This is a genomic window from Paenibacillus sp. FSL R10-2796 (assembly GCF_037965315.1).
GTDB lineage: Bacteria > Bacillota > Bacilli > Paenibacillales > Paenibacillaceae > Paenibacillus_AQ > Paenibacillus_AQ odorifer.
In genome coordinates this window covers 5,556,211-5,582,617 of sequence record NZ_CP150178.1, presented here as the reverse complement: position 1 = coordinate 5,582,617, position 26,407 = coordinate 5,556,211, and the positions used below count along the sequence as shown (strand labels likewise).

The 26,407-nt window shown below is 46.6% G+C and carries 25 protein-coding genes; all 25 read left to right on the top strand.

The window, feature by feature from the left end:
• Window positions 1-100: 100 nt before the first annotated feature.
• The 25 genes from mraZ to NST58_RS24925 all read left to right on the top strand — a co-directional run bounded on the left by mraZ (window position 101) and on the right by NST58_RS24925 (window position 26,230).
• A complete protein-coding gene (gene mraZ / locus NST58_RS25045) occupies window positions 101-538 on the top strand; it encodes a division/cell wall cluster transcriptional repressor MraZ (RefSeq protein WP_036683674.1) in 438 nt (145 codons plus the stop codon).
• 36 nt (window positions 539-574) lie between these two features.
• Window positions 575-1,528 carry a 16S rRNA (cytosine(1402)-N(4))-methyltransferase RsmH gene (gene rsmH, locus NST58_RS25040; RefSeq protein WP_036683671.1) on the top strand — a complete coding sequence of 318 codons (954 nt, stop codon included), beginning with the start codon at window positions 575-577 and terminating at the stop codon, window positions 1,526-1,528.
• A 23-nt stretch (window positions 1,529-1,551) separates the two neighbouring features.
• Window positions 1,552-1,944, top strand: coding sequence for a septum formation initiator family protein (locus NST58_RS25035; RefSeq protein WP_036683668.1), 393 nt, complete (start codon window positions 1,552-1,554; stop codon window positions 1,942-1,944).
• A 46-nt stretch (window positions 1,945-1,990) separates the two neighbouring features.
• Window positions 1,991-4,225 (top strand): penicillin-binding transpeptidase domain-containing protein, encoded by a 2,235-nt coding sequence (locus NST58_RS25030; RefSeq protein ID WP_076192067.1) that lies wholly within the window; start codon window positions 1,991-1,993, stop codon window positions 4,223-4,225.
• A 79-nt stretch (window positions 4,226-4,304) separates the two neighbouring features.
• A complete protein-coding gene (locus NST58_RS25025) occupies window positions 4,305-6,230 on the top strand; it encodes a stage V sporulation protein D (protein WP_076136530.1) in 1,926 nt (641 codons plus the stop codon).
• 55 nt (window positions 6,231-6,285) lie between these two features.
• The gene (locus NST58_RS25020) at window positions 6,286-7,773 is read left to right on the top strand and encodes a UDP-N-acetylmuramoyl-L-alanyl-D-glutamate--2,6-diaminopimelate ligase (RefSeq protein ID WP_076192064.1); all 1,488 of its coding nucleotides are present in this window, start codon (window positions 6,286-6,288) and stop codon (window positions 7,771-7,773) included.
• Entirely contained in the window at window positions 7,770-9,176 is a 1,407-nt protein-coding gene (gene murF, locus NST58_RS25015) for a UDP-N-acetylmuramoyl-tripeptide--D-alanyl-D-alanine ligase (RefSeq protein ID WP_076306391.1), read from the top strand. The genes NST58_RS25020 and murF overlap by 4 nt, the downstream gene beginning before the upstream one ends.
• Before the next feature lie 21 nt (window positions 9,177-9,197).
• Window positions 9,198-10,163, top strand: a complete 966-nt coding sequence (mraY, locus tag NST58_RS25010; RefSeq protein ID WP_036683653.1) for a phospho-N-acetylmuramoyl-pentapeptide-transferase — start codon at window positions 9,198-9,200, stop codon at window positions 10,161-10,163.
• Between the two features lie 3 nt (window positions 10,164-10,166).
• Window positions 10,167-11,588 (top strand): UDP-N-acetylmuramoyl-L-alanine--D-glutamate ligase, encoded by a 1,422-nt coding sequence (murD, locus tag NST58_RS25005; RefSeq protein WP_339244509.1) that lies wholly within the window; start codon window positions 10,167-10,169, stop codon window positions 11,586-11,588.
• 49 nt (window positions 11,589-11,637) lie between these two features.
• On the top strand, window positions 11,638-12,735 hold the full coding sequence (gene spoVE / locus NST58_RS25000; RefSeq protein ID WP_036683647.1) for a stage V sporulation protein E: 1,098 nt from the start codon (window positions 11,638-11,640) through the stop codon (window positions 12,733-12,735).
• A 5-nt stretch (window positions 12,736-12,740) separates the two neighbouring features.
• Window positions 12,741-13,853, top strand: a complete 1,113-nt coding sequence (murG, locus tag NST58_RS24995) for an undecaprenyldiphospho-muramoylpentapeptide beta-N-acetylglucosaminyltransferase (protein ID WP_076136524.1) — start codon at window positions 12,741-12,743, stop codon at window positions 13,851-13,853.
• Between the two features lie 205 nt (window positions 13,854-14,058).
• Complete coding sequence (gene murA, locus NST58_RS24990; protein WP_036683642.1) at window positions 14,059-15,342, top strand: UDP-N-acetylglucosamine 1-carboxyvinyltransferase; 1,284 nt, start codon at window positions 14,059-14,061, stop codon at window positions 15,340-15,342.
• Between the two features lie 65 nt (window positions 15,343-15,407).
• A complete protein-coding gene (locus NST58_RS24985; protein ID WP_076192056.1) occupies window positions 15,408-16,163 on the top strand; it encodes an FtsQ-type POTRA domain-containing protein in 756 nt (251 codons plus the stop codon).
• A gap of 343 nt (window positions 16,164-16,506) precedes the next feature.
• Window positions 16,507-17,769: a cell division protein FtsA gene (gene ftsA, locus NST58_RS24980; RefSeq protein ID WP_076136520.1), complete on the top strand. Its 1,263-nt coding sequence runs from the start codon at window positions 16,507-16,509 to the stop codon at window positions 17,767-17,769.
• Window positions 17,770-17,830: 61 nt separating this feature from the next.
• Entirely contained in the window at window positions 17,831-18,952 is a 1,122-nt protein-coding gene (gene ftsZ, locus NST58_RS24975; RefSeq protein WP_076129065.1) for a cell division protein FtsZ, read from the top strand.
• A gap of 269 nt (window positions 18,953-19,221) precedes the next feature.
• Window positions 19,222-20,169: a sigma-E processing peptidase SpoIIGA gene (gene spoIIGA, locus NST58_RS24970; protein WP_076217866.1), complete on the top strand. Its 948-nt coding sequence runs from the start codon at window positions 19,222-19,224 to the stop codon at window positions 20,167-20,169.
• Window positions 20,170-20,261: 92 nt separating this feature from the next.
• Complete coding sequence (gene sigE / locus NST58_RS24965; protein WP_036683937.1) at window positions 20,262-20,984, top strand: RNA polymerase sporulation sigma factor SigE; 723 nt, start codon at window positions 20,262-20,264, stop codon at window positions 20,982-20,984.
• A gap of 78 nt (window positions 20,985-21,062) precedes the next feature.
• The gene (gene sigG / locus NST58_RS24960) at window positions 21,063-21,845 is read left to right on the top strand and encodes an RNA polymerase sporulation sigma factor SigG (protein ID WP_036683631.1); all 783 of its coding nucleotides are present in this window, start codon (window positions 21,063-21,065) and stop codon (window positions 21,843-21,845) included.
• A 130-nt stretch (window positions 21,846-21,975) separates the two neighbouring features.
• Complete coding sequence (locus NST58_RS24955) at window positions 21,976-22,320, top strand: YlmC/YmxH family sporulation protein (protein WP_036683628.1); 345 nt, start codon at window positions 21,976-21,978, stop codon at window positions 22,318-22,320.
• A gap of 104 nt (window positions 22,321-22,424) precedes the next feature.
• The gene (pgeF, locus tag NST58_RS24950) at window positions 22,425-23,282 is read left to right on the top strand and encodes a peptidoglycan editing factor PgeF (RefSeq protein WP_036683625.1); all 858 of its coding nucleotides are present in this window, start codon (window positions 22,425-22,427) and stop codon (window positions 23,280-23,282) included.
• 3 nt (window positions 23,283-23,285) lie between these two features.
• Window positions 23,286-23,972: a YggS family pyridoxal phosphate-dependent enzyme gene (locus NST58_RS24945; protein ID WP_036683622.1), complete on the top strand. Its 687-nt coding sequence runs from the start codon at window positions 23,286-23,288 to the stop codon at window positions 23,970-23,972.
• An 11-nt stretch (window positions 23,973-23,983) separates the two neighbouring features.
• Entirely contained in the window at window positions 23,984-24,424 is a 441-nt protein-coding gene (gene sepF, locus NST58_RS24940) for a cell division protein SepF (RefSeq protein WP_036683619.1), read from the top strand.
• A gap of 7 nt (window positions 24,425-24,431) precedes the next feature.
• Window positions 24,432-24,698, top strand: coding sequence for a YggT family protein (locus NST58_RS24935; protein ID WP_036683616.1), 267 nt, complete (start codon window positions 24,432-24,434; stop codon window positions 24,696-24,698).
• A 9-nt stretch (window positions 24,699-24,707) separates the two neighbouring features.
• The gene (locus NST58_RS24930) at window positions 24,708-25,490 is read left to right on the top strand and encodes a YlmH/Sll1252 family protein (protein WP_036683613.1); all 783 of its coding nucleotides are present in this window, start codon (window positions 24,708-24,710) and stop codon (window positions 25,488-25,490) included.
• Between the two features lie 227 nt (window positions 25,491-25,717).
• On the top strand, window positions 25,718-26,230 hold the full coding sequence (locus NST58_RS24925; protein ID WP_051491297.1) for a DivIVA domain-containing protein: 513 nt from the start codon (window positions 25,718-25,720) through the stop codon (window positions 26,228-26,230).
• The last annotated feature ends 177 nt before the right edge of the window (window positions 26,231-26,407 follow it).

Genomic DNA, 26,407 nt, shown 5'->3' with positions numbered 1-26,407 from the left:
GCCAGAAAAAGGTTTTTGATTTTTAATGGCGAATCTATTATGCTTAAGTGGTGAAAAGTGGGGTAAAGTGGGGATTCGGGGATTAGGGGTGGGAAAAAGGATGTTCATGGGAGAGTATCAACACAGCATTGACGACAAAGGCCGAATCATTATTCCGGCTAAACTCCGTGAATTGCTCGGAACCTCCTTCGTGACGACCCGCGGCCTAGACTCCTGCCTGTTTGTTTATCCCATGGAAGAATGGGCAATCATGGAACAAAAGCTTAAAAGCCTTTCGCTGATGAAATCAGATGCCCGCGCATTTAGCCGCTTTTTTTTCTCAGGTGCAACTGAATGTGTTTGGGATAAGCAGGGAAGGGTAAATCTGCCGGCCAATTTACGGCAGTATGCCAAACTGGACAAAGACTGTGTCATTCTGGGCGTTTCGAACCGGGTGGAAATCTGGAACAAAGAGCTTTGGGAACAGTACTTCGAACAGTCCGAGGAATCGTTCAACGAAATCGCTGAGAAATTGGTGGATTTCAATTTTGATCTATAAAACACAATAACGAATACTGTCCTGGAGGGATGCAGCTTGTTTCACCACATCACGGTGCTTAAGGAAGAAGCGACAGAAGGGCTGCACATCAAAAAAGACGGAATCTATGTAGATTGCACTCTCGGTGGAGCGGGTCACAGCTCACTTATCGCTTCAAAGCTTAGCGGCGAAGGCCGTTTAATCTGTTTGGATCAAGATGATTGGGCTTTGGAGAACGCAAAAGAAAGATTAGCGGAATACGGAGACAAGGTTGTGACGATTAAGACTAACTTCCGTGATCTGGAGAGTGTACTTAAGGATGTGCCCTTTGTGCCACAAACAGATGGTATTCCCCAAGTAGATGGAGTGCTCTTTGATCTTGGCGTATCCTCTCCCCAGTTTGACGAAGGGGAACGAGGCTTTAGTTACAATCATGATGCTCCGCTGGACATGCGCATGGATCAGTCAGCACTTTTGACGGCTGCTGAAATTGTGAATACATGGTCCGAGCAGGAGATTGCCCGTGTTCTTTTCCAATATGGAGAAGAGAAATTCTCGCGGAGAATCGCTAGAAAAATTGTAGACAGAAGAGAAGAAGCTCCTATTGAGACAACAGGAGAATTAGCAGAACTGATCAAGGAAGGTATCCCGGCAGCTGCTCGAAGAACAGGAGGGCATCCCGCTAAACGTAGCTTTCAAGGATTAAGGATTGCTGTGAATGACGAATTGGGTGCTTTTGAAGAAGGGCTACATAGTGCAGTACGTTGCCTTGCACCAGGAGGCAGAGTATCCGTCATCACCTTTCATTCGCTCGAAGACCGAATTTGCAAGCAAATTTTTAGCAGCTATTTAAGCAGATGTACATGCCCGCCTGACTTTCCGTTTTGCGTATGCGGCGCGAAAGGCACGCTTAAGTTAATCAATCGTAAACCGCTTGTGCCTTCTGAAGAAGAGCTTGAGCTTAATACCCGAGCCCGCTCAGCTAAGCTGCGCATTGCAGAAAAATTGTAATTGACGATAAAGGAGAGTCAGAGATGGCCTATACCCGCGGCAATTTAGCAGTTCAGCCCAAAAGAAAAGAAGAGGTAAACCCCCTTTACCGCGAGAAGACAAAAGTAGTTACCAGACGAAGAGTACTTCCGCTGCAAGAGAAACTTTTGTATATGCTGACGCTAGGAGTATGCGTTCTGGTGGCGATCACCCTGATTTCACGTTACGTCCAAATTTATGATTTGAACTTGCAGGCTCAGAAATTAGATCAGGATATTGCAACAGCCAAGAAGCAGATTTCTACGTATCAGATGGAAAAGCAGAATCTAGAGCAGAAAGTCGCCCAAAAAGCACGGGATCTTGGTTATGTGTCCCCGGATGAGAATGCAACAATCTATATTCCGGCAAGCTCGGCAACGACTCCGGGTGATAATTAGTGAGCGATTGGCAAGATCGCAATAAAAAAAGTTGTGAGGTTCGCTTATGCTGAAAAGAATAAAACTTCGCACGCTGTTTATAGGAGGGTGTATTACCCTCTTTTTTCTTGTTTTGATCGTTAGAGTGTTCTGGATTCAAGTTATGCAAGGTGAGGAATGGCAGGAAAAGGCCGCCACGCTTTGGGCGCATACCTCAACTATCAAAGCGGAGCGAGGTACGATTTCTGACCGTAACGGGAGTGTGCTCGCTAGCGATGTCCCTGCTTATACCGTGGTGGTGAATCCTGAAGTGATTCAACAACAAGGCATCGGGGAAGAGGTAATCACAGGATTACACGAATTGCTCGGCAAACCAGAGGATGAGCTGCGTAAGCTGGTTGAAGCCAAGGACGAAAAGACGGGTGCTTACCTCAAGAACCGGGAAATTCGTAATGAAGGCTGGAAGATTGATCAGGAGCTTGCCGATAAGGTGAAAGAATTTTATGTAGCCCTAGGTAAAGAACATAAAATTCAAGAGACCGGTATTGGGCTTGTTAGAGAGCAGAAACGATATTATCCAAAAGATGAATTAGCTGCACATATCTTAGGTTATACAGATAGGGACGGCAATGCTATCATGGGACTGGAAAAATACTTTGATACGGAGCTTAAGGGTGCCGATGGCAAGCTGCTTTATCAAAGTGACGGTCAAGGGGTAAAATTGCCGGATTCACAAGATACCTATAAGCCAGTAGTAAATGGAAGTAATTTCAAGCTTACAATCGATAGTACGATCCAGCATTATATAGAAGAGGCCATGCAAAAGGCGTATGCGCAATATAAGCCAAAAAGTATGAGTGTCATTGCTGCTGATCCGAACACGATGGAGATTTTGGGATTAGCCAATATGCCTACCTATAATCCAAATGAATTTTGGAAGACCGGGGCTGAAGGGGCAGGATTCTATAATCATGCTATTAAATCTACTTATGAGCCTGGTTCCACCTTCAAAATTGTAACGCTTGCCGCCGCAGTAGAAGAGAAGCTTTTTGATCCTGTTGCGACATTTTTGTCCGGGTCCATCCGGATAAAGGGATATAGTAAGGCCCTGCATGATATTAATCATGCTGGATGGGGGCAAATCAGTTTTCTTGAAGGTGTGAAACGTTCTAGTAACGTTCTATTCGTTAAGCTATATGAAATGCTCGGACAGGACAAACTATTACAGTATATCAATGATTTTGGCTTCAATGAGAAAACGGGAATCGATCTGCCAGGAGAAGCAAGCGGAGTCGTTAACCCTAATGTTGGACGTCCTATAGAAATTGCGACACTCGCATATGGACACGGAAAAGTGCTAGTAACCCCACTTCAGCAGCTCGTTGCCGTATCTGCTATCGCTAATGGGGGGAAGTTGATGACTCCGTATGTAGTTAAGGAGGTCACAAACCCTAACACTGGTGAGACAAAGGTTACTCAGCCTAGTGTAGTGCGTCAGGTGATTGATGAGGAAAGCGCCAAGAAAACGGGTGAATATTTGGAGCAGGTTGTTGCTGACCAAGTAAAAGGAACAGGCCGCAACGCTTATATTGACGGCTATCGTGTGGCAGGTAAGACAGGAACGGCTATCAAGGTTGAAGGAAAGGATTATGTGAAATCCAAAGTACTTGTCTCCTTTATTGGTTATGCTCCTGTTGATGATCCAAAGATCGCTGTTATTGTCATTATTGACGAACCGAACGTTGAGGTTGGCGGCGGTAAGGCAGCTGCTCCAGTATTTAAAGAGATTGTATCCCAGTCTCTGCAATACATGGGAGTACCTAAGCTGGCGTCTGAGGCTAGTGATAGCAGCAGCAAAAAGCCGGCTAAGACTGAAACAGTCGCACTTCGGACTACACCAGATCTAACAGACAAGACGATGAAGGAAGCAAGAGAAGCACTTTTGGATCAAGGCTTCGATTATGTAGTGGTCGGTGAAGGATCTACTGTAGAGAGTCAATATCCTGAGGCAGGTACGAAGCTTGCTACAGGGCAACGGATCTATTTATTAAGTCCACAGGGGGCTCAGCCTACCATTCCAGATTTAAAAGGGGAATCCCTGCGTGATGCACTTGAAATTCTAACTCTACTAAAAGTAGAGATTGCGGTAGACGGTGAAGGTTACGTCTCAGAACAGATTGTAGGCACGCAAAATGGCAAGACCTTGGTCACTTTGAAAATGAAGCCATTAAATGATTATGGCGAAGATATTCCCGTGGCCCCGCCTGCTGATGAGGGGACAGATTCCGAGAGCGGAACATAGCTTGTTCTAACCCCTGTTTGTCCCGAATAGTCATGAAGATAAGAGCTCATGTCTATTGTTGAAAGTGGGGGAGAACGGAATGAAGGTTTCCAAAGTCGTAACACGGCGGAGAATGCTGTGGACATTGCTGGGACTGGCAGTGTTATTCGGTTCGCTGGTCGTGCGTCTTGCGTATGTGCAATTATCTCAAGGCGAGGAATTGACTGCGAAGGTAGAAGATTCCTTGCGCCGCAATATTCCTTTTACCGCTAAACGTGGTGAAATTATGGATCGTGAAGGTGTGCCGCTCGTTTCTAATATCACCACACCTACAGTGTATGCAGTACCGGTGCAGGTAAAAGAGAAGCAAAAGACAGCACAGCAATTAGCTCCACTGCTTGGGATGACTGAGGAGAAGCTGATGACATTGCTGTCCAAAAAAGAAATGTCGGTGAAACTTCAGCCCGGCGGCCGCAAAATTACGATGGATCTTGCCGCGAGCATCCGTGATTTGCAGCTGCCGGGCATCGTTGTCGCTGAGGATAGCAAAAGGTATTACCCTTACGGCGATTTAGCCGCGCATATTCTAGGCTTCACAGGTATAGATAACCAGGGTATTACAGGAGTAGAGAGTATATATGACAATCTGCTCAAAGGTATAGCCGGCAATATTTCTTATTTGTCTGATGCGGGCGGAAGACTTATGCCTGGCTCATCTGAGAAATATTCTGCCCCTCAAGACGGACTTAATCTGGAGCTGACGATTGATAAACAGATCCAGTCCATTATGGAACGTGAGCTTGATCAGGCTATGGTAAAATATCAGGCGCAGGGTGCTTGGGCTATAGCTATGAATCCGAAGAATGGTGAGATACTAGCCATGGCTAGCAGACCGGGGTATGAACCAGCATCATACAAGGAATATGATGCGCAGATTTACAACCGGAATCTGCCTATCTGGATGACCTATGAACCTGGTTCAACGTTCAAAATCATCACTCTGGCTGCTGCGCTGCAGGAAGGTAAAGTAGATCTTCAGAACGATCATTTCTATGATCCGGGGTTTATCGAGGTGGCGGGCGCAAAGCTGCGCTGCTGGAAAAAGGGCGGTCATGGTAGTCAAACCTTTCTACAGGTAGTTGAGAACTCCTGTAACCCTGGGTTTGTCGCCTTAGGGCAACGGCTGGGAAAAGAATCACTTTTCAAATATATTCGTGATTTTGGTTTTGGCAGCAAAACGGGAATTGATCTGAATGGGGAAGCTAATGGTATTCTGTTCAAGCTTAATCAAGTAGGTCCGGTAGAGCTTTCGACTACAGCCTTTGGTCAAGGGGTTTCGGTTACGCCTATTCAGCAGATTGCTGCGGTATCCGCGGCTATCAACGGCGGTAATCTCTATAAACCTCATGTAACAAAAGCATGGGTTAACCCGGTTACTGGAGAGACTGTATCAGAGGTGAAGCCAGAGCTTGTGCGGCAGGTCATTTCGGAGGAAACATCCAAGAAGGTGCGGGCAGCACTTGAGAGCGTGGTTGCCAAAGGCACAGGACGGCCGGCTTTTATTGACGGCTATCGTGTAGGTGGCAAGACGGGTACTGCACAGAAGGTTGTAAATGGACGTTATTCTCCAACAGAGCACATTGTTTCTTTTATTGGCTTTGCACCAGCGGATGATCCTCAGATCGTTGTGTACACTGCCGTGGATAATCCGAAAGGGATTCAATTTGGGGGTGTGGTTGCAGCTCCAATCGTGCAAAATATTTTGGAAGACTCGCTGCACTATATGAAGATTCCGGAGCGCAGTGATCAGCTTCCCAAAACTTATAAGTATGGCGAAACTCCGATAGTGACCGTACCTGATCTTACCGGAGCAACGGTGCAGGATATCTATGAGGATTTAAATATGAATTTTAATCTTGCACGTTCAGGCACAGGAAATACGGTCATCAATCAAGCTCCTAAGGCTGGGGCCAGAGTAGAACAGGGCTCAACCATCAGGATTTATATGGGAGCATCTAGTGAATAATGATTAAGGTATAAGGTTTCAGCTCGTATCCGAAAATGTAGAGTGAGGGATTACTATGAAAGTTAACGAATTATCTGCTTGTCTTGCTACTTCGCAACTATACGGGGATGGAGATGTGGAGATTACTGATCTTCAGACGGATTCCCGCCGTGTAGGCCCGGGAGATCTATTCATTTGTTTGCCTGGCCACACCGTGGACGGGCACAAATATGCGCCGCAAGCAGTAGCCTCCGGAGCGGCGGCTATTGTATGTGAGCACAAGCTGGAGCTTGATATCCCGCAGATTGTTGTGGATGACTGCCGGTTTGCGATGTCTGTCATGTCGAATGCTTTCTTTGGCTCACCTAGCAGCCGGATGAGAATGATCGGAGTGACGGGCACAAACGGCAAAACAACAACGACTTATCTCATTGAGCGGATTATGCAGGATCAGAATATGAAGACAGGTCTGATTGGAACGATTCAAATGCGCTATGACGGCAAAAGCTACCCTATGTCAGGCACAACTCCAGAATCGCTAGATCTGCAGCGTTCCCTTCATGATATGGCTTCCAAAGGTGTGGAATGTTGCGTAATGGAAGTATCCTCTCACGCACTTCAGCAAGGACGTGTGAAGGGTGCGGACTTCCGTACGGCAATTTTTACGAACTTAACCCAAGATCATCTGGATTATCATCATACAATGGAGGAGTATCGGGCGGTTAAAGGGCTCTTTTTCTCCAGATTGGGAAATGTGATCTCTCCGTGGAAGGAAGAACGCAAATATGCGGTGTTGAACGCGGATGATGAAGCCAGTCAATATTTTGCAGCCCAAACTGCGGCGGAAGTGATTACATATGGCATTGATAACAACGCTAATGTCCGAGCTTCGCAAATATCGATCACCGCAAAAGGAACTTTTTTCCATGTAGATACGTTTAAGGGGAAGACGGACATTTCGCTCCGTATGGTTGGTAAGTTCAATGTCTACAATGCACTCGCGGCGATTACAGCTGCTTTATTGGAAGATGTCTCTCTGGCTGATATCAAGACTAGTCTTGAGGCAATCGATGGTGTAGCTGGACGGGTGGAGTCAGTGGATGAAGGTCAAGAATTTGCTGTTATCGTTGACTACGCACATACACCAGACGGGCTAGAGAATGTATTAAAAACGGTCTGCGAATTTGCTACCGGCAAAGTGCTTACAGTATTTGGCTGTGGCGGTGACAGAGACCGGACGAAACGTCCATTAATGGGGAAGATCGCTGCACGATATAGCGACATGGTATTCGTAACTTCTGACAACCCCCGGACGGAGGACCCTCAACTAATCTTGAAGGATATAGAAGCAGGACTAATAGAGGATGGAGTCACCTCTGACCGGTATCATATGATTGTTGATCGCCGAGAAGCTATCGGGAAGGCTATTGAAATGGCAAGCCCTGGCGATGTAGTATTGATTGCGGGGAAAGGTCATGAGACCTATCAACTGATTGGCGGAGTGGTTCATGATTTCGATGACCGCATCGTCGCTAAAGAAGTTATAAGGGGCCGAAACTATTGATTACAAGAACGCTTGAAAATATTGCTGCCATGTGCGCAGGGGAACCTGCTGCTGTCGAAGCTATGAATACAACCCTTACGGGAGTCGTTACCGACTCCCGTAAGATCACACCCGGCTGCCTGTTTGTGCCTCTATCTGGAGACAAATTCGATGGTCACCACTATGCTGCCGCAGCACTGGCTGCTGGTGCGGGTGCAACCTTGTGGCAACGCGATAAAGGACCGGTTCCTGAAGGTGGCGGAGTTATTATTGTTGAAGATACACTAGAGGCTCTTCAGAAGTTGTCCGCTGCTTATCTGAAGGAAGTGGCTCCACAGGTTGTCGCTGTTACGGGCAGCAACGGGAAAACAACAACAAAAGATATCATTATGTCTCTGCTTGAAGTGCAGTTCAAAGTGCATAAGACAGCAGGGAATTTCAATAATCATATCGGTCTTCCGCTTACTATTTTATCCATGGCTGAGGATACAGAGATCGCTGTACTTGAAATGGGGATGAGCTCGCGGGGAGAAATTGCTCTGCTGGCTTCTTTGGCTGAACCAGACGTAGCGGTAATTACTAATGTAGGCGAGTCGCATTTACTGCAGCTGGGGTCACGTAAAGAAATAGCCCGCGCCAAGCTGGAGATTGCTGAAGGGCTGAAGCCGGGGGGATTGCTGATTTATAATGGTGACGAACCGCTGCTGACTGAGGTAATGCAAGAGTCCACTTTTAAGGCTCCAGAAGGGATGAGAACCTTCCGATTTGGTCTAAATGAGGATAATGATGATTATCCAACAGGGATGATGTCCCATACTGGTGGCATGACGTTCACGTCAAGCCGTCATAAGGAACATGCTTTTACATTACCGCTGCCAGGTCAGCATAACGTTGTTAACGCTCTGGCTGCACTAGCGGTTGCTCGTCATTTTGGGGTTACGGAGCAGAATATGAAGGAGGGTCTCAGCAGGCTCAAGTTGACGGGCATGCGGATTGAAGTGATTCGGACTTCCTCCGGACTTACGCTTTTAAACGATGCTTATAATGCCAGCCCTACTTCTATGAAGGCGGCTATAGATGTCCTGCAATCTATGAAATGCAGTGGCAATAAAATCGCTGTGCTCGGGGACATGCTGGAACTTGGGCCGGAGGAAGTAGAATTTCATCAAGAAATAGGCTACTACCTTGACCCTTCATTAACTGATTTTGTATGTACTTACGGACCATTATCCGTTCATATTGCCAAAGCAGCAGAAGAGAAATTCGGCAAAGAGCGCGTAAAAGCTTTTACAGATAAAGCGGAACTAACCGCTGTCCTTCTAGAGAAATGCAGTGCTAAGGATATTGTTCTATTTAAAGGATCAAGAGGGATGAAGCTCGAGGAAGTGCTTCAGAGCCTAAATAAAGATATTCAACAGACCTAAATCATTGGAGGGGGTGTACCCATGGATTATCAACTATTGTTATTGACTATTGCTGTTTCCTTTATCCTTGCGGTCATTGCCGCTCCGCTCTTCATTCCGCTTCTGCGCAGGATGAAATTCGGACAGCAGGTGCGAGATGACGGACCGCAAACCCATTTGAAGAAAGCGGGAACGCCGACTATGGGCGGTATCGTGATTATCGTAGCTTTTACCTTGTCTTATCTGAAATTTTCTGTGGTGAATACAGATTTTTATGTACTGCTTGTAGCTACGCTTGGTTTTGGATTGATTGGATTTTTGGATGACTATATCAAAATTGTGTTTAAGCGTTCCTTAGGGCTCACAGCACGTCAAAAGTTATTTGGACAGCTGCTGGTTGGTGCTTTAATGTGCGGTCTTCTGATCTATGCCGGACACAGTACAAGTATCAGCGTTCCAGGTACTGATTTCAGCTTTGATTGGGGTGGCTGGTTCTATTATCCATTCATCATTATTATGATGATGGCAGTGACGAATGCCGTTAACTTTACAGATGGAGTCGATGGACTGTTGTCCGGGGTTAGCGCCATTGCTTTGGCCGCATACGCGGTGGTGGCAATGCAGGCTACGTCTATTGCGGCAGGTGTATGTGCTGCGGCAATGATTGGTGCTGTACTTGGCTTTCTTGTGTTTAATGCCCACCCTGCTAAAGTATTTATGGGGGATACGGGTTCGTTTGGTATTGGTGGCGCGATAGGTGCTATTGCTATTGTCACGAAGAGTGAGCTGCTGTTTCTCATCATTGGCGGTGTTTTTGTAATTGAAATGTTGTCCGTTGTGATTCAAGTCGTTTCATTTAAAACCCGTGGCAAACGTGTATTCAGAATGAGCCCGATTCACCATCATTTTGAGCTTGGTGGCTGGTCGGAGTGGCGTGTGGTAATTTCGTTCTGGGCGGTTAGCTTGGTGTTGGCTGCTGTGGGACTATTTATTAGCAAGGGGTTGTAGAGAATGAAACATCCAGATAAGTATCGTGGTGAAGAAGTTGTGGTTCTTGGGCTTGCTAAAAGCGGTGTCCAGGTGGCTAAAGTGCTGCATGAACGCGGCGCTGTAGTTACGGTGAACGATAAAAAGGAAAGAGATCAAAGTCCCGAAGCTTCCGAATTGGAATCTTTGGGAATTTGTGTTATATGCGGTGGGCATCCGGAAGGTCTTATTCATGAAGGTGTAAGTCTGGTAATCAAGAATCCAGGCATTCCTTATTCTGCGCCTCCTGTACAAAAGGCAATTGAGCTTGGAATTGAAGTGGTCACAGAGGTAGAGGTGGCATATCGACTTTGTGCAGCGCCGATGATCGGGATCACGGGTTCCAATGGTAAGACGACAACGACGACCTGGGTAGGCCATATGCTGGAAGCTGCGGGAATGAACCCTATAATTGCGGGCAACATTGGTACGCCTCTCTGTCAGGCTGCACAAGAGGCTACCGAGGATAACTGGATGGTAGTTGAGCTTAGCAGCTTTCAACTTAAAGGTACGGAGACCTTCCGCCCTAAGATAGGCTGTCTGCTGAATATTGCAGAGACCCATCTGGATTATCATGGAAGCATGAAAGATTATGTGGATTCCAAAACCAAGCTGTTCGCTAATCAATTAGCTACGGATACAGCAGTGCTGAACTGGGATGATCCTGTCTGCCGGGAACTTGTACCCTATATGAAGGCTTCGATTCTTCCATTCTCCTTGTTTGAGGAGCTGCCTCATGGAGTATTTGTTAGCCCGTCCTACATTACGGGGCAAGATGATGAGCTGAAGCGCCACATTATCTATCGCGAATCTGCGGACAAGGAAACGATAATCGCGGATGTGGATTCCATCGCCCTTCCGGGTCGCTTTAATGTGGGGAATGCGCTGGCTGCCTGTGGAATTGCTATTGCCGCTGGAGCGGACCCCTCTCTATTAAGCAAAGTGCTTTCTTCTTTTCGCGGTGTGGAGCACCGCCTGGAGTATGTAGCTGATAAGGCTGGAGCCGCTTATTATAACAATTCCAAAGCAACGAACTCCAAAGCGACAATTACGGCTTTGACATCGTTTCAGCGGCCGGTGGTATTGATCGCTGGCGGATTAGACCGTGGCTCCGATTATATGGAGCTGCTGCCTGTCCTGAGCGGACGCGTCAAAGCTTTGGTGGCGTTAGGACAAACCAAGGTCAAGCTAATAAATGTAGCACAGCTGGCAGGATTAAAGCAGATTATCTCCGTCGATAATGGGGAGAGCGCCGCCGCCGTGCTGCAAGCAGCTGTGCGGGAAGCTTCCGCTCTGGCGGAAGAAGGAGATATCGTTCTCCTGTCTCCTGCATGTGCTAGTTGGGATATGTTTACATCCTATGAAGAGCGCGGGTGTATTTTTAAAGAGGCGGTGCATAACCTTTAAGTAGGGGGGTGGATAAGCCCCTACTACGGATGCAAGAGGTGTGCTCCTGATGAACAAAACTCGTCATGCTCCCGATATTTGGTTGCTGATTCCCATTCTTTCTCTGCTGGTGATCGGCATGGTGATGGTATACAGCGCCGGATCTGTTTTAGGCTTCCGCAATTATGGAGATTCGTTTTACTTTGTAAAGAGGCAGCTTTTGTTTGCAGGACTGGGACTTGTTGCAATGTTTGTTACAGCGAATACAGACTACAAAGTGTTAAAAAAGCTGGCTAAGCCGGCACTGATTGTCTGCTTTATCCTGCTCGTTATGGTGCTTATTCCCGGCATTGGTGTAGTTCGCGGGGGAGCGCGCAGCTGGCTCGGAATCAGCTCCTTCGGGATTCAGCCCTCCGAGTTCATGAAGATGGGGATGATTCTATTTCTGGCGAATTGGCTGGGAAAAGAAGAGTATGATATCACCTCCTTCACTCGTGGCTTACTTCCCCCGTTAGCGCTTATCGGATCAGCTTTTGCACTGATTATGCTCCAGCCGGATCTGGGTACAGGTACAGTTATGTTTGGCGCAGCCTTGATGATGGTCTTTACAGCTGGGGCAAGAATGAAACATCTACTCTCACTAGGAGTAGCTGGGGTGGCTGGTTTTGTTGCTTTGGTTGCCGCAGCACCTTACCGGTTGCAGCGGATCACCGCTTTTCTTGATCCTTGGTCCGATCCCCTCGGTGCAGGCTACCAGATTATTCAGTCGCTATACGCGATTGGGCCTGGAGGGCTCGGGGGTCTCGGACTTGGAATGAGCCGGCAGAAGTACAGTTATGTACCTGAGCCGCAGACCGATTTTATTTTTTCTATATTGGCCGAGGAACTGGGGTTTATCGGTGGTTTGGCAGTGTTGATCCTGTTTCTTATTCTAATCTGGCGCGGAATGAAGGTGGCGATGAGTCTGCCTGACCGTTTTGGGAGCTATTTGGCCGTTGGCATCGTCTGTATGGTGGCTGTGCAAGTCATTATTAATATTGGTGTGGTCATTGGTCTGATGCCTGTAACAGGCATTACGCTTCCTCTGATTAGCTATGGAGGTTCTTCGCTTACACTGATGTTAACCTCCCTGGGCATTCTATTGAACTTATCCCGTTATGCGAGGTGAAAGACATGCGTATCGTATTAAGCGGCGGAGGCACGGGTGGTCATATCTATCCCGCAGTCGCTGTTGCTAGACAACTGGAATCAGAAGATAGTGAATCTACCTTCCTGTATATTGGTGGAACGCGTGGCTTAGAGAGCAAGCTTGTTCCCCAAGAGAATATCCCTTTCAAATCTATCGACATCACTGGCTTTCGGCGCAAGCTGTCCATGGACAACGTCAAGACGGTGATGCGTTTTTTAAAGGGCGTTAAGGCTTCCAAAGAAATGTTAAGAGAGTTTAAGCCTGATGTTGTAATTGGTACAGGTGGTTATGTATGTGGTCCAGTCGTTTACGCTGCATCCCGGCTGGGCATCCCAACCTTGATCCATGAGCAAAATGCTATCCCTGGTTTAACAAATCGTTTTCTAAGTCGTTACGCGAGTACAGTGGCCGTAAGCTTTGAAGGGACAGAATCTGCTTTTCCGGGGAGCAAGCACGTAATCTACACAGGTAATCCTCGGGCAACGACCGTTACTACGGCTAGTCCGCAACGGGGGTTTGCCTCGCTGGGCATTCCGGATAACAGCACGGTTGTTTTGGTTGTTGGCGGCAGTCAAGGGGCTAAGGCTATTAATAAAGCCATGATTGAAATGGCCCCATTTGTGGGTAAGGGTAATGGTGTTCATTATGTTTACGTTACAGGTGAGCCTTATTTTGAGGATACCCGTGCTGAATTGCGTCAGAAGCTGGGTAGCACACCGAACTGGCTGCATGTCCTACCTTATGTTCACAATATGCCGGAGGTCTTGGCTTGTACCTCCTTAATCGTAAATCGGGCGGGGGCATCCTTTCTCGCTGAGATTACAGCGCTGGGCATTCCTTCTGTACTTATCCCTTCTCCTAATGTGACGAATAATCACCAAGAGGCGAATGCAAGACAGCTGGAACGCGAAGGAGCCGCTGTGGTGCTGCTTGAGAAGGATTTGAATGGTAAGGCGCTTTATGAAGCTGTGCAAGCAATCATTGGAACTGAAGCTGTACGCCAAAAAATGTCCGAGGCTTCCAAACGACTGGGCAAAAGGGATTCTGCTGCCATTGTCACTAACGAACTCCGAAGACTAGCCGGTAAACAGTCTTAAGCCATTAACCTTTGAGAGGTTTTTCCTTATTGGCAGCTCTCTGTCACACACTTGGAGGAACGAACATAGGATAATCCTATAATCGTGACAATCACCCAGGACACTTCCTAACCTGAAAGGTAGTGCAGGATAATCTTGTACATTTCATATGACCTTGTATCGGAAGTGTTTGTGGTGGGTGAGCGGTAATCTCGGAGGTGATACATTGGACAAATTGGTGATTGAGGGTGGAAGTCCCCTGTCAGGCACCATTCGTATCCATGGAGCAAAAAATGCGGCGCTGCCGATTCTAGCGGCAAGCCTGCTGGCCGAAGGAGTTCACTCACTGCATAATGTGCCGAAGCTGCTGGACATCGAGACTATGCTAGACATCTTGGATCGGCTGGGCTGCAGGTGCGTGCATCAAGAGGATACGGTGACGATAGATACGTCAGCCGTGGGGACATCTCATGTACCTGAGGATTTGATGCGGCAGATGAGATCTTCCATTTTTTTAATGGGACCGCTGTTATCCAGATTTGGTGAGGTAACGATCTATCAGCCTGGTGGCTGTGCGATCGGGGAGCGTAAAATCGATCTTCATTTGCAGGGTCTTAAAGCACTGGGGGCGGAGATCGAGGAAAGCAACGGACGAATATCCTGTCGGGGCTCAAAGCTTGTAGGGAGTGATATTCATCTCGACTATCCAAGTGTTGGAGCCACGGAGAATATTATGATGGCTGCCGCCAAGGCAGAGGGGACAACGACGATATCGGGAGCAGCAAGAGAGCCGGAAATACAGGATTTACAGCAATTTTTGAATAGTATGGGTGCTCAGATTATCGGTGCAGGCACGGATACCATTACGATCCAGGGTGTCAAAAACTTATATCCCTGTACGTACGAGGTAATCCCAGACCGGATAGTGGCTGGAACTGTAATGATTGCTGCGGCAGCTACACGTGGGAATGTGACCTTGACACATACGAACGCCGGGCATCTGACTTCGCTTATTCATGTGCTTAAGCGGGCTGGTGTTCAAATCACAGTATGCAATGATATAATTAATGTCAGCTGCATGGGGCGTCCGCGTGCGGTTGAGAGAATTGTAACCTCTCCTTATCCTTCTTTCCCGACGGATCTGCAATCTCAGGTCATGGTGCTGCTGTCGCTCGCCGATGGTTTTAGTGTGATCAAGGAGACGGTGTTTGAGGGACGGTTCAAACATGTGGAAGAAATGGCCCGGATGGGTGCTGACATTTCTATCGATTTGAATCGTGCGTTTATTCGCGGCGTTCAGAGATTGTATGGTGCTACTGTGGAAGCTACTGATTTGCGGGCGGGTGCAGCTCTGGTCATTGCCGGGCTTGCTGCACAAGGGACTACGGTCGTTGAGCAAGCGCATCACATTGACCGTGGTTATGATGGAATAGAGAAGCTGTTTCAGAAGCTTGGCGCGCGTATAAGCCGTAAGGTGCCTGTAACGGATCCACTTGATTTGGCCAATTAAAGCTCCCTGTCTCCTTCCAGATCTCCCAGAGAAGGAGACAGGGCCTTATTACGGAGAATATGAGAATGACTACAACCCGATTACCTCTTCTTAAAGAGGACAAGCCTAAGAAAAAAATGAGCCGTAAGATTACGGCGATCCTGCTGCTGCTGTTCACTGCGCTTCTTGCTGTGATTTTTTTTAGATCGTCTATTAGCCATATTACAGTGATAGATTTTCAAGGTAGTAAGTATTCTACTAGTGAAGAGTTACTCTCACAAAGTGGAATTAAAATAGGTGGGCAATTCTTTGCTGTATCAACGAAAGATGTGGAAGAATCTCTGCTGAAGCTTAAGACGATTAAAGACGTCAGCGTGCAGAAGGATTTCCCTGGGGTGATCACAGTGAAGATTGAGGAGTTTCCAGCGGTAGCCTATGAACTGGAACAGGGAGGCCTCTTGAAGGCAATTCTGTCCAGTGGAGCTGCAGTCCCTGTTAATGAGACAGGAATTGCCGTTGAGAAACCCATATTAACGAACTGGGACCCGGAAGATCCGAATAAGGCTAAGCTTTGTCAAGCATTAGCAAGCATTCCTAATGAATTGACAAGTGATATCTCTGAGATTGTTCCCTCGCCGACCTTGTCTTTTCCAGACCGGATCAAGCTCTATACTAGATCCCGTTTTGAGGTGATTACAGCCATCTCATTGCTAAAGAGCAAGGTGTCCTATTTGAATCAGATTATAGAGACTGAACAGCCTGGACTGATTAAAATGCTAGAAGCCGATTCATATGTTCCCTTTCAGGTTGTAAGCGATGAAGAAGATGTTGCGCAAGAGTAGTGTGGAGGTAAATAGTCCCTACTAATAGAGTTAAAAAAATGCTACAATCGGAGTTACGGGCAATAAGCTATATCCCTCTTTTTTCTTCGATTTTTTTGAGATATAGTACTATATTTGGTTGAAATGACCAATTAGGCCGATATTTCTTGTGATAATTGCTATTTTTACAATAACATATGAGTAACTATTCACATTTGGGGATGTTGGAATATTATTCCGTTCAAAAAATTTGTAGAAAAAAGAGGGAAAGGATTAGGTATGTTGAATATGTACAGAGAAGTTTCCCGGGACCGGGATAAGGTAATGCAATTAATTATGATTATAACAGGAGGTGCCATAGGACTTGAGCAACAATGACATCATTGTTAGTTTGGACATCGGTACATCCAAAGTTCGGGCAATAATTGGGGAAGTTACCAATGGAACCTTTAATATTATTGGCGTTGGATCTGCCGATTCGGAAGGAATACGTAAAGGCGCGATTGTAGATATCGACCAAACTGTGCAATCGATCAAAAGTGCTATAGATCATGCAGAGCAGATGGTGGGTATTCAAATATCAGAGGTTTATGTAGGCATTTCCGGTAATCATATTGGCCTGCAATCCAGCCACGGTGTTGTGGCCGTTCAGAATGAGGATCGTGAAATCGGCGATGATGATATCGATCGCGTAATTAAAGCTGCGGAAGTCATTGCTATGCCTCCGGAGCGTGAAGTGATTGATGTTGTTCCCAAACAATTTATCGTCGATGGTCTTGAAGGAATTCAAGACCCGCGCGGAATGATTGGTGTTCGTCTGGAAGTTGAGGCAACAATCATTACGGGTGCTAAGACGCCAATACATAATCTACTACGCTGTGTTGAGAAATCAGGGCTGAAGGTAAAGGATCTTGTGCTGATGTCTCTTGGAGCTGGTGGATTGGCGCTGTCCAAGGACGAGAAATCGATGGGATCTGTTCTGGTTGATATCGGTGCGGGCTCAACAACAATAGCCATATACGAAGAGGGTTCTCTTAGTGCAACCTCCACGATTCCGATCGGAGGAGAATTCGTAACCAATGATATTGCCTACGGACTTCGGACACTTACTGATCAAGCGGAGAAGGTAAAACTTAAATATGGTTGTGCTTGGATTGACGATGCAGCCTCAGACGTTGTCTTCAAGGTATTGCGCATTGGCAGTAACGTGGAGAAGGAATTTAACCAAGAGGATCTGGCGGCCATTATCGAGCCAAGGGTGCAAGAAATATTCCACCTGATTCGTCAAGAAGTTAAACGGCTTGGTTACAGTGAACTGCCTGGAGGTTATATACTAACAGGTGGGACTGTCTCGATGCCGGGTGTATTGAAGGCTGCTCAGACTGAGCTGGCTGCATCTGTACGCATCGCCGTGCCGGATTATATCGGTGTACGGGACCCTGGGTTTACCGGCGGTGTCGGTATTCTGCATAATGTTGTCCGTAGTTTCCGTGGAAGAAACAGTGGTGGAAGCAGCAACAAAAAGACGGTCAACCGGAGCAAGCAGAACGCCACTCCGAGTCAGGAAACTGTTCAGAAGCCCGGATTTGTGGAGCGTCTAAAAAATATGTTTAGCGAGTTTATATAAGTGTAAGTCCAGATATACTTGGACCGGCCATCCAAGCACATTGAGGGGGAGATGGAACAATATGTTAGAATTTGATTTTGAAATGGAGAGCTTGGCGCAAATAAAAGTCATCGGCGTGGGCGGCGGAGGTAGTAATGCTGTCAACCGGATGATTGAAAACGGCGTTCAGGGTGTAGAATTTATTACGGTTAATACAGACGCCCAAGCGTTGCATATGGCCAAATCGGAGCACAAGCTGCAGATTGGGGACAAGCTGACCCGCGGTTTGGGTGCAGGCGCCAACCCTGAAGTCGGTAAGAAAGCAGCGGAGGAATCCCGTGATCTGATTTCGAATACCCTTAAAGGTGCAGATATGGTATTTGTTACTGCAGGAATGGGTGGCGGTACAGGTACAGGTGCGGCACCAGTTATAGCTGAAATTGCTAGAGAGTGTGGAGCCCTGACTGTGGGTGTAGTGACTCGCCCGTTCACTTTTGAAGGAAGAAAACGTTATAACCAGGCAATGCTTGGAATCGAAGCTTTGAAAGAAAAAGTCGACACGCTAATCGTCATTCCAAATGACCGTTTGCTTGAAATTGTTGATAAGAAAACACCGATGTTGGAAGCTTTCCGTGAAGCAGATAATGTTCTCCGGCAGGCTGTTCAAGGTATCTCTGACCTAATTAAGGTTCCAGGTCTGATTAACCTTGACTTTGCGGATGTAAAGACGATCATGACAGAGCGCGGTTCAGCGCTTATGGGTATTGGTATTGCAAATGGTGAGAACCGTGCGTCTGAAGCAGCACGTAAAGCCATCATGAGCCCACTCTTGGAAACGTCTATTGAAGGCGCCCGCGGCGTAATCATGAACATTACGGGAGGATCTAACCTCTCTCTATACGAAGTCAATGAAGCGGCTGAGATTGTTACATCCGCCTCTGATCCTGAAGTGAATATGATCTTTGGTGCGATAATTGATGAAGGCCTGAAGGATGATATCAAAGTAACAGTAATTGCTACTGGCTTTGAACATAAACCATCACCTGAAGCACCAGGACGCCGTCCGGTCTCGACGAATAACGAGCCAGCGGCAGCACCGGATAAGAACGCTGCTAATCTGCGTCCGTTCGGGAATCAGAATACGTCAGATCAATTAGATATTCCGACGTTCCTGCGTAACCGTAATCGTGGCAACAATGACTAATTAAATATTTTTATTAAAAGATATGAAGCACCGTATTCCCCAGCTAATAGAGCTAGGGCAATGCGGTGCTTTTTTTTATGTGAAATGTTGTTCAGTAGGAATAAAACCCTCCCGCGCTATAACTCGACAAAAAAACCTTAAGAATGCCCCCCAAGTTTAGACAGACTTTGAATGCGAGACTTTTTATACTAATCATATCGTCCAAAAAAACAGAGCCTGATCCATTTTGGCTACAGGATAGATTCCGCCATAGTAAGCAGGTGAATGCACTGGTTGTTTATATTGACTTGATATTCGCCGCCAATCTAGTGATCGACGGAATTCTTTTGTGGCTGACAGGCTGGATGGTCAAGCTGAGGATATCATGGTGGCGTTTAGTCCTCTCAGCTCTGGTTGGTGCGCTGTATGTGGTGATGATGTTTGTGCCGGAGTTGTCTTTCATGTATACCTTCCTCATTAAGTTTGGATTGTCGGTGGTTATGCTATGGATTGCCTTTGGTTTTGGGAGTCTGCAAAGCTACCTTCGCACTATGGGAGCTTTTTATATTATCAATTTCGCAGCGGCTGGTGGGATTGTAGGTATTCACTATTTGCTGCAGAGCTCCGGTGATATTTGGAATGGTATTATGTTCACTGCTTCAGGAGGGCATGCTTACCGCCTAAAGATTGGCTTTTGGTTTGTAATTGCAGTATTTCCCCTGGTGTTAATCTGCTTCAAGGCAGTGCACTCCTCACGAATCAGAAGGGAGCAGCTTGAAACCTATATCGGTGAGGTGGTAGTAGAAATTGATGGAGTGACTGTTTCCTGTCCCGGCCTGCTAGACACAGGTAACCGGCTTTGTGATCCTTTGACCCGCATACCGGTGATGGTTATGGAATCTTCGCTCTGGGAGGGACATCTGCCTGAAACATGGAAAGGTAGACTCACTCAGGACGGAGCGGACAAACTTTTACTAGAAACGGACGGGCAGTCGTTTGCTTGGCAGGACAGGATGCGACTGGTGCCTTACAGGGGAGTTAACCGGGGGGCATCATTTATGCTCGCACTGAAGCCTGATCAGGTGACGATAAAGCTTGGTGAAGATATCTTTTATTGTAAAAGAGTCTTGATTGGGCTGGATGGTGGGACATTGTCGGGGGATGGAGCCTATCGGGCTGTAATACATCCTGATTTGGCTCAAAAAGAGAGCGCTACTGTTGCAGCACTGCCTTCCTAATCTTTAAAGCTAGCTGAACCAAACTTCTGATGGCTGAAAGCGGGATTTGAAAGCTTCACACGCGAACCGTGCACTTCTTGGAGGAGGAACAAATAATGGTCAAATGGAAAATTGCTCTGCAGCTGCAATATTACCGCATGCTGTTTCTACTAGGGCTGAAGAGTCAGGAAATCTATTATATTGGCGGGAGTGAGGCACTTCCTCCACCGCTGACACGGGAAGAAGAAGAATATCTGCTTCAGCGGCTGTCTAGCGGCGATGCAGCTGTTCGTGCGATGTTGATTGAGCGCAATCTTCGCTTGGTAGTATATATCGCTCGTAAATTTGAGAATACCGGCATCAATATCGAGGATCTGGTTTCGATTGGCGCTATTGGCTTAATTAAGGCTGTGAACACTTTTGATCCTGAGAAAAAAATAAAACTGGCTACTTATGCATCCCGCTGCATAGAGAATGAAATCTTAATGTATCTGCGGCGGAACAGCAAGACACGGAGTGAGGTTTCTTTTGATGAGCCGCTTAATATTGATTGGGATGGCAATGAATTATTGCTTTCTGACGTATTAGGAACAGAAAATGATACCATTTATCGAAACATAGAAGAACAGGTTGATCGCAAGCTGCTGCAAAAGGCACTGGAAAAGCTGAGTGACCGGGAAAGACTTATTATGGAGCTGAGATTTGGCCTGCGCGGAGGCGAAGAAAAGACACAAAAAGATGTGGCTGATCTGCTTGGCATCTCCCAATCTTATATTTCGCGGCTGGAGAAAAGAATTATCAAGCGGCTGCGCAAGGAGTTTAACAAGATGGTGTAAGGTGAAATTAGCAAGGAATAAAATGGCGAGCCCGGGAGATAATGTACAGTAATGTTTCTCCTTGGGAGGTAAATCATCATGACCCGTAATAAAGTCGAGATTTGCGGTGTGGATACTGCTAAGCTGCCTGTTCTAACGAATGTGGAAATGCGGCAACTGTTCACTTCGCTGCAGCAGCAGGGCGAGCGATCCGCCAGAGAGAAATTGGTAAACGGTAATCTTAGACTTGTTCTAAGCGTTATCCAGAGGTTCAATAATAGGGGAGAATTTGTTGACGATTTGTTCCAGGTGGGTTGCATCGGTCTGATGAAAGCCATCGATAATTTCGATTTATCACAAAACGTTAAATTCTCCACATATGCAGTTCCGATGATTATCGGTGAGATTCGGCGTTACCTGCGTGATAACAACCCGATTCGGGTATCACGTTCTCTCAGAGATATCGCCTACAAGGCGCTCCAGGTACGTGATAGTCTGACCAATCAGAACTCACGGGAACCGACGATATTCGAAATATCAGAAGCGCTGGGTGTGCCGAAGGAAGATGTTGTATTTGCTCTTGATGCCATTCAGGATCCAGTGTCCTTATTCGAGCCGATCTATCATGACGGCGGCGATCCTATTTATGTAATGGACCAGATTAGCGACGATAAGAATAAGGATGTGTCGTGGATCGAAGAAATTGCATTACGTGAAGCGATGCGTAAATTAGGACAAAGGGAGAAACGAATTTTATCCATGCGGTTTTTCGAAGGGAAAACACAGATGGAGGTCGCAGATGAGATTGGCATTTCACAGGCACAGGTCTCACGTCTGGAGAAATCTGCGATTCAGCAAATGCAAAAACACGTGAAATCTTAGAGCAGTAGCCATGAGGAGATATTCCAGAATCCGGTTTAAGGATTTTGGGCTGTCTCCTCTTTTTAATGCATGTTGACAAGCTTCCGGATCATATATTGGACTATAGGTCGGATTGTACAGGGGTGGTGAGATGAACGAGGATTATCAAGGGTCTGCCAAAAAAATGAAAATCTCTGATTTTCAGACGAAGGATGTTATCAACATTGTAGATGGCAAGCGGTTGGGGCAGATTAGTGATCTGGAGCTTGATTTGCGCCGTGGTGTCATTGATGCCATCGTTATACCCGGATACACTCGGTTTATGGGATTGTTCGGAGGCGGGACAGATCTGATTATTCCATGGCGGAATATAGTCAAGATCGGGTCCGATGTTGTGCTCGTGAAGATTGAAGAGTCGCGGATGTCTCCGGGACAGGAAGAGCGTGAAACGATGTATCTGGAACGGGGAGATCGCAGCGAACGGCGCACTTATTAATTAGGTGCGTTTTTTGTTTTTTTATTTAAGAATTTAGGCGATCAGGCTTAACCGTCACTTTGTACGGGTATTTACATGTGGTACACTAAGGCGGAGGTGAGGAAATGGAACCGTTTGTGCAGGGGAAAGAAATGCTTATGCTGCTCCATCTGGAGCCTTGGCGAGTGGAGCATAACGAAATTACAGCGGGGTTTACTGGTAGACAGGGAGGGGCTAGCAAGGCGCCCTATGACAGCCTGAATTGTGCGTTTCACGTTGGGGATGCTCCTGAAGATGTCCTGAGCAATCGGAGAGCGCTTGCCGAAGCTCTTGATTTCAAGCCGGAAGCATGGACCTGTGGAGAACAAACTCATGGGGCAGAGATAGCTGTAGTAAGGGAAGTAGACCGTGGGCGGGGACAACAGGACAGAGCATCGGCATTTCAAGCTACGGATGGTCTGCTGACGGATGTGCCTGGGGTTTTGTTGACTTCTTTTTATGCGGATTGTGTGCCCCTTTATTTTTATGATCCCGTGCGTAGAGTCGTCGGTCTTGCGCATGCAGGCTGGAAAGGAACGGTGGCTCAGATTGCCGCAGCTATGGTGAGTAAGCTGCAAACGGTATACGGCAGCCATCCACATGATATTGTGGCAGCGATCGGTCCATCCATTGGCGACTGCTGTTATGAGGTGGATGATTATGTGATGGAGCATGTTCGGCAGCTGGAGGGCAGCTTGAATGAGGGGATAGAAACTTTCGATGCTGTGGAGCTTTACAGAGCCTCAGAGACTGATCAGAGTAAATACTTGCTAAACTTGAAAGAAATGAATCGACGCATTATGATAAAAGCAGGAATATTGCCGACTCATATCGAATGTACAACATGGTGTACAAGCTGTAATCGTGATTTGTTTTTTTCTTATCGCAAAGAAAACGGTATTACAGGCAGAATGACGAGCTGGATCGGAATAAAGGAGAGTTGAAAGTTGTCTTTAACACTGCAGGAGAGAATTGCTGAGGTAGAGGAACGTGTAGCACGTGCCTGCGCGGCAAGCGGCCGGGATCGTAATGACGTCAAGGTAATTGCAGTGACGAAATATGTTTCTCTGGAAATGGTATCCTCCGTATTGGAGGCAGGCCTAGAGCATGTTGCTGAGAGTCGCTGGCAGGATGCTGAGCACAAATGGAAGGTTTTAGGGGACAAAGGGACATGGCATTTTATCGGGCATTTGCAAACCAATAAGGTTAAAGACGTTATTGGCAAATTTCAATATATACACTCTTTGGACCGGATGTCTCTGGCGCAAGAATTACACAAAAAGGCGCTTGCTGCTGATCAGGAAGTGAATGTGTTTCTTCAAGTGAATATCTCTGGCGAAGATACGAAGTTTGGTCTGTCACCTGAGGCAGTACCTGGATTTTTACGTGAAATCGCTAGTTTGGACCGCGTTAAGGTAATTGGACTTATGACGATGGCACCTTTAGAAGGTGATCCGGAGCTTACCCGTCCTGTATTTCGCGGACTTCGTGAGCTGCGCGATGAGCTTAATCAACTTGCTTTGACACCTGAGCCGATTACGGAGCTGTCCATGGGAATGTCGAATGATTTTGAAGTGGCGATACAGGAAGGAGCCACCTGGGTACGCCTGGGTACGGTGTTAGTAGGCCATTAGGAGGGATCGTGATGAGCGTTATGAACCGATTTATGAGTTTTTTGGGCTTGCAGGAGGAAGAGGAAGTTGTGGAGCGGGAGCAAATCCACGAAGAGGATGAGTATGAGCCGGCCCCTGTAGAAACCCGCAAAAATCAGAGGGGCAACGTTGTCAGTATCCATTCGCAAAAAAATGTCAAGGTTGTATTATATGAACCACGTTCATATGATGAGGCACAGGAGATTGCTGATCATCTCCGTTCGCATCGGACGGTAGTAATTAACCTGCAGCGTGTTCGCAATGATCAAGCAATGCGAATTATTGATTTTCTCAGCGGAACTGTTTATGCCCTTGGGGGAGGAATCTCTAAAATTGGGGGCAATATATTTATGTGCACTCCAGATACTGTTGAAATTCAAGGCTCCATTACAGAAATCCTAGGTGACGATCAAGACTATAACAGAATGAGGTGAATGGGCTTTGCTTCAAATTGATTACATTATCGATATTTTGTTTAACATTTATTTTTACATGATTATTTTCTATGTGCTAATGTCCTGGTTACCCAACGTTCGTGATAACTTCATTGGAGAACTGCTAAGCAAACTCGTAGAGCCGTATTTAACACCTTTCAGACGGTTTATTCCACCGCTCTTCGGTACACTTGATATCTCTCCAATTATTGCATTACTTGTCTTGGAATTCGCTGCAGGCGGACTTAAATCTATCCTGCATTTGATTTTTTAGGCAATTGTGATGAAGAACGAAGTTTACGGGCATTTTCATCCCGATGAACGTCAATTTGTGGACAAGGCCTTCGAATGGGTTACCAACGCTGGAGAATATCATGAGACTAAATTAACTGAATTTCTCGATCCCCGCCAAGGTTTTATTTTGCAAACTTTAGTTAACCGCCATCCTGATGTGATTGTTAAATGGGAAGGTGGACATGCTGAGGCAGAGCGGAAGCGAGCGCTTGTCGCTCCTGATTATCGTGACCTGGATCAGGAAGACATGGAGCTGAAGGTGCTTGCAATAACCTCAGGGGAGCAGAAGTTTCTGGCTCTGGAGCATGGGGACTACATGGGTTCTATTCTGGGGCTGGGCGTTAAACGAGGCAAAATCGGTGATATTCATGTTCTGGACGATGGTTGTCATGTTGTAGTCGCTGCTGATATTGCAGATTATTTAGCTATGAATTTAACTGGAGTGCACCGGATACAGGTAAGTACGGAAGTATTACCCCTTTCCGCCTTGCGTAATAGTGAGGTTAAGCTGGAATTGATGGATTTGACTGTAGCATCCCTGCGATTGGATGGCATTGCCGCAGATGTAACACGGCTTAGCCGAAGCAAAATTCTTGCTCCCATCAAGGCTGGACGTGTTCGGGTAAACTGGAAAGTGGAGGAAGACCCATCCTGCGGTCTTAAGGATGGTGACATGGTATCTATTCAAGGCTTTGGTCGCTTCAAGGTTCTAGAGGTCGGCAGTTTGACGAAAAAGGGCCGATACCGTGTTCAGATTGGTAAATTTGTGTGAATCCCTTGCAGGAATACGGTCTTACTTGTCGAAATTGATTATTTCGAGGGAATCAAACATTTTTTAAGCTGGACGCCGATACTTTTAAGAAGAGGCGGACCATGAATGGCAGGCGGAACACAGGAACACCTTCTGCCTTTACTTGAAGTACAGTCTTTCTTCTTTGTCTGCCGCTTAGTTGCGATTTAGAGATAAAGAAGGTCCGAAATTTCTAGGAGGTGCACAGCATGCCATTAACACCGCTCGATATACATAACAAGGAGTTTTCTCGGAGACTTCGCGGTTATGATGAGGACGAGGTCAACGAATTTCTGGATCAAGTGATCAAGGATTACGAAAGCGTCATCCGTGAGAACAAGGAACTGCAGAATCAGCTTTTGTCTATTCAAGAGCGTCTGGATCATTTTGTGAATATTGAAGAAAGTTTATCGAAGACGATCTTAGTCGCTCAGGAAGCGGCGGATGATGTGAAGAACAACTCCAAGAAGGAATCCCAGCTCATTATCAAGGAAGCGGAGAAAAACGCCGATCGGATTATTAACGAAGCGTTATCCAAATCCCGTAAGGTTGCTATTGAGACTGAAGAATTGCGCAAGCAAGCTTCGATCTATCGCACTCGTTTCCGGACATTAGTGGAAGCTCAGCTGGAGCTGTTATCACAGGATGACTGGAATGCCTTAGAGAGTCGTGAGGCGAGCGAGAATGTAGCTTTCAAGGATGATGTTCTTCATCGCATCTAAAGGTTTCAGACGATAATTGGCTAAATAGAGGGAGCTATTCCCTCTATTTTTATTTTCCGATAAAATAGACCATAATAAAGTGAACTCCATGCGCAAGTACGCTCATAATAGCTAGATTGGGTGAATGGTTGTTGACATTTAGATTCAAAAAGTCTATAAATAGAACATATCTGTATA